Source organism: Methylobacterium sp. WL9 (assembly GCF_008040035.1).
Lineage (GTDB): Bacteria > Pseudomonadota > Alphaproteobacteria > Rhizobiales > Beijerinckiaceae > Methylobacterium > Methylobacterium thuringiense.
In genome coordinates this window covers 1-4,179 of the sequence record NZ_VRVE01000150.1, presented here as the reverse complement: position 1 = coordinate 4,179, position 4,179 = coordinate 1, and the positions used below count along the sequence as shown (strand labels likewise).

1 protein-coding gene is annotated in these 4,179 nt (G+C 59.1%); it reads right to left on the bottom strand.

Translation table 11 applies throughout. The features are described from left to right. The coding region (locus tag FV217_RS21960; RefSeq protein ID WP_210245161.1) for a SwmB domain-containing protein at positions 1-4,150 on the bottom strand (4,150 nt) is incomplete at its 3' end. Positions 4,151-4,179 lie beyond the last annotated feature (29 nt).

Sequence of the window (4,179 nt, the reverse complement as noted above, 5' to 3'; positions counted from 1 at the left end):
CCGTGAAGGCGCCTGTGCCGATGAAGCTGAAGCCCTGGGTACCGGGTGCGTTCGTGTTCGCGTCGATCGCCGACAGATCGATGAGATCGCCATCCCCCGTGAGGAACTCGATGGCATCGAGAGCCCCTGCCGGACCAAAGTCAGCCACGCTCTGAAAGACGTAGCGGTCGGCACCGGCCCCACCATAGACGGTGTCGGTGCCCGCGCCACCGATCAGCAGGTCGTTGCCGGCGCCGCCAGAGATGTAGTCGTTGCCGGCCGCGCCATTGATAGTGTCATTGCCGCCATTGCCGCGCAGCGTGTCATTGCCGGCGCCCCCGACGATCACGTTGTCGGCCTCAGTGCCGTTGATGGTCAGGGGTGTCGCCGTGCCCGGCGTCGTGTTGTTGATGTTCGTGACCGTCACGCTGGCAGCGTCGTTGCCGGCCAGATCCTGGATGGCGCGAATGTCGTTGCCGCTCGTTGGGTCGGTGTAGGTCAGGCTGACGGCTTGCCCGGCCGTCACCGCCGAGGCGAGGGTGAGCGTCACGGTTCGGGCGGCGCTGTTTATGATTACACCGCTGACACCGACCGCGCTGCCGCCGGCGGTGACGGCGAAGGCGCTCATCAGCGGTGTGTTGGTGGCATCCAGCGCCTCGCCGTAGGTCAGCACCAGGCTGGTGCCGTTTACGCTTCCCGTCTGGAACACCGGCGGTGTCGTGTCGCCGAGATCGTCGTTGACGATGGTGCCGGTGGCGGTGCTGTTCGTGCCGACCGTACCGCCGCCGATGCCGGCCGCGGTCAGCGTAGCCACCACCGTCTCGTTCGGTTCGACCATGCCGTCGGGCTTGGTGCTGACGGTGAAGCTGGTGCTGGTCTCGCCGGCCGCGAAGCTGACCACGCCGCCGCTGAGGCTGCTGGTGTAGTCGCTGCCGTCGGCCGAGCCCGACAGGGTCACCGCGACGGAGCCGGCCTGGCTGACGTCGCCGCTGCGGGTGACGGTGTATGTCAGCGTGCCACTGGGGCCGGTGGCATCCTCCTGCACCGAGGCTGGATCGACGGCGATCTGGTAAACCGGCAGGCTGTCGTCGTTGGTGATGGTGCCGGTGGCGGTGCTGTTCGTGCCGACCGTACCGCCGCCGATGCCGGCCGCGGTCAGCGTAGCCACCACCGTCTCGTTCGGTTCGACCATGCCGTCGGGCTTGGTGCTGACGGTGAAGCTGGTGCTGGTCTCGCCGGCCGCGAAGCTGACCACGCCGCCGCTGAGGCTGCTGGTGTAGTCGCTGCCGTCGGCCGAGCCCGACAGGGTCACCGCGACGGAGCCGGCCTGGCTGACGTCGCCGCTGCGGGTGACGGTGTATGTCAGCGTGCCACTGGGGCCGGTGGCATCCTCCTGCACCGAGGCTGGATCGACGGCGATCTGGTAAACCGGCAGGCGTGATCCAAAAGTTACGATGTTTGATGCTGGATTCGCATTTCCAGCCGCATCCGCAAATGTGCTTACTCCAACCGTGATTGACGCCCCGGTGATCGCCGTTGCCGTGAAGGTCGCCGTATAGCTGAGTGGATTGATAGAATCTTGAAAGACATTGGAGATTGTACCGTTTGTCGCGGTAATATCCGTATACGGATCGAAGTTAGTGGGCGCTTCCGAGAACCTGAAGGTGACGCTCGTGCTTTCACCGGTTGCCAAGCTGGTCTCCGCGGCGACGATTGACACCGTCGGCACAATTCGGTCGATTGTTGTCACACTACCAGACAGACCGCTCGCAATTGCATTGCCGACCGAGTCCGTAATTCCGGTGCCCGTGTTTTTGAGGACCAGCGCTAAGGTGCCGGACCCGGCTATGTCGATTAGTTCGACCGTGTAGGCTCCAGGTGTGACTGTTTCAGCGATAAGGCCGACGCTGGCCGTCGCGCCGTTGGTTCCAACGATCGTGAAATCGGCAGCATCAACGCCATTTACGATCTCCGAGAACGTTACAGTTTGCGTCAAGGTAGCGGCATTGGTCGGGCCCACCGTACCGGGCTCGATCGAGGTGACACGAGGCGGCGGGTCAAAAGCATCTAGGGTATATGACCCTGATGCGTCCTGGATTGTTTCGATGGAATTCTGCGAGAAGATCTGCTGGCGCTGATTGGCTGTAAGGGTGATGGAGCGGGCATCGATCGTGTCGTTGCCGATTCCGCCCTGTATCTGCAAGGCGGTTTGAGAGTCGCCGACACGGAAGGTAGTTCCAATGGCATTCGTGCTTGTTACGTTGGTGCTGCTGATCAGTATGCTAGTAAGGTCTGCTGTCGTGCCGGAATAAACCAACGTACCATTGATTACAGCGGTGACGCCGGTTAGTCCGTCCCCGATCAAAGTCGAGCCGATCATCTCGATCGTGACGTTGCTCAGGCTGACGTCAGACAGATTGTAGGGTGTTATGCCTGATGTTTGAAGCGCCAGAGACACGTTGGTCAGACTGTCACCTGCATGAAAGTCGTTGGCGGAATTAGCCACTGCGCGGATATGATATGGATCATTCGACGTATTGCTGATTTTATAGATTCCGCTTGAAAGATCTATTGTCGTAGTTCCAAAGTCGCTGCTTCGTCCATTAAGCTCGAATGATCCTGTGCTTAAATTAAACTTTGAGGCAGATAGAGAGTCGATCGTAAAGGCTGCGGATCCTGAGGATAGATTGTATGTCGTAACGTAACTGGTAGACAGTTGGGCTGTAACGTTGCTGGAAGAGAAATTTAAGACGCCGTTGGTAAGAGCTCCTTCCAGCGTTGTTGCACCAGAAGCGAAATTTAGCGTGAGCCCTTGCCCGCCTTTTACCCGGGAGGTGCCCGAGCCCAAACTGACTGTGCCGTTCGCCTGCGCTGCGCTGAGATCGACCTCGATCCCGGCCTCGCCCAACTGCAGGTCGTATGCGCCGCTTCCCAGGATTTGGACGCTCTCGAAGCCAGTGAACTGGGTCAATTGATCGAGGCGGAAACTGCCGCCGCCGGACAAGGCCAGCGTGTCGGTGCCGTCGCCACCGGCCAGGCTGTCGCCTGAGTTGAGCGTGGTGCTCGTGCCCGAGACGAGATCGTCGCCCGAAGTACCAAGCACTGTGTCCGCATCCGCGGTAAGCCGGAAAACGTTAGAGGTATATGACCCTGATGCGTCCTGGATTGTTTCGATGGAATTCTGCGAGAAGATCTGCTGGCGCTGATTGGCTGTAAGGGTGATGGAGCGGGCATCGATCGTGTCGTTGCCGATTCCGCCCTGTATCTGCAAGGCGGTTTGAGAGTCGCCGACACGGAAGGTAGTTCCAATGGCATTCGTGCTTGTTACGTTGGTGCTGCTGATCAGTATGCTAGTAAGGTCTGCTGTCGTGCCGGAATAAACCAACGTACCATTGATTACAGCGGTGACGCCGGTTAGTCCGTCCCCGATCAAAGTCGAGCCGATCATCTCGATCGTGACGTTGCTCAGGCTGACGTCAGACAGATTGTAGGGTGTTATGCCTGATGTTTGAAGCGCCAGAGACACGTTGGTCAGACTGTCACCTGCATGAAAGTCGTCGGCGGAATTAGCCACTGCGCGGATATGATATGGATCATTCGACGTATTGCTGATTTTATAGATTCCGCTTGAAAGATCTATTGTCGTAGTTCCAAAGTCGCTGCTTCGTCCATTAAGCTCGAATGATCCTGTGCTTAAATTAAACTTTGAGGCAGATAGAGAGTCGATCGTAAAGGCTGCGGATCCTGAGGATAGATTGTATGTCGTAACGTAACTGGTAGACAGTTGGGCTGTAACGTTGCTGGAAGAGAAATTTAAGACGCCGTTGGTAAGAGCTCCTTCCAGCGTTGTTGCACCAGAAGCGAAATTTAGCGTGAGCCCTTGCCCGCCTTTTACCCGGGAGGTGCCCGAGCCCAAACTGACTGTGCCGTTCGCCTGCGCTGCGCTGAGATCGACCTCGATCCCGGCCTCGCCCAACTGCAGGTCGTATGCGCCGCTTCCCAGGATTTGGACGCTCTCGAAGCCAGTGAACTGGGTCAATTGATCGAGGCGGAAACTGCCGCCGCCGGACAAGGCCAGCGTGTCGGTGCCGTCGCCACCGGCCAGGCTGTCGCCTGAGTTGAGCGTGGTGCTCGTGCCCGAGACGAGATCGTCGCCCGAAGTACCAAGCACTGTGTCCGCATCCGCGGTAAGCCGGAAAA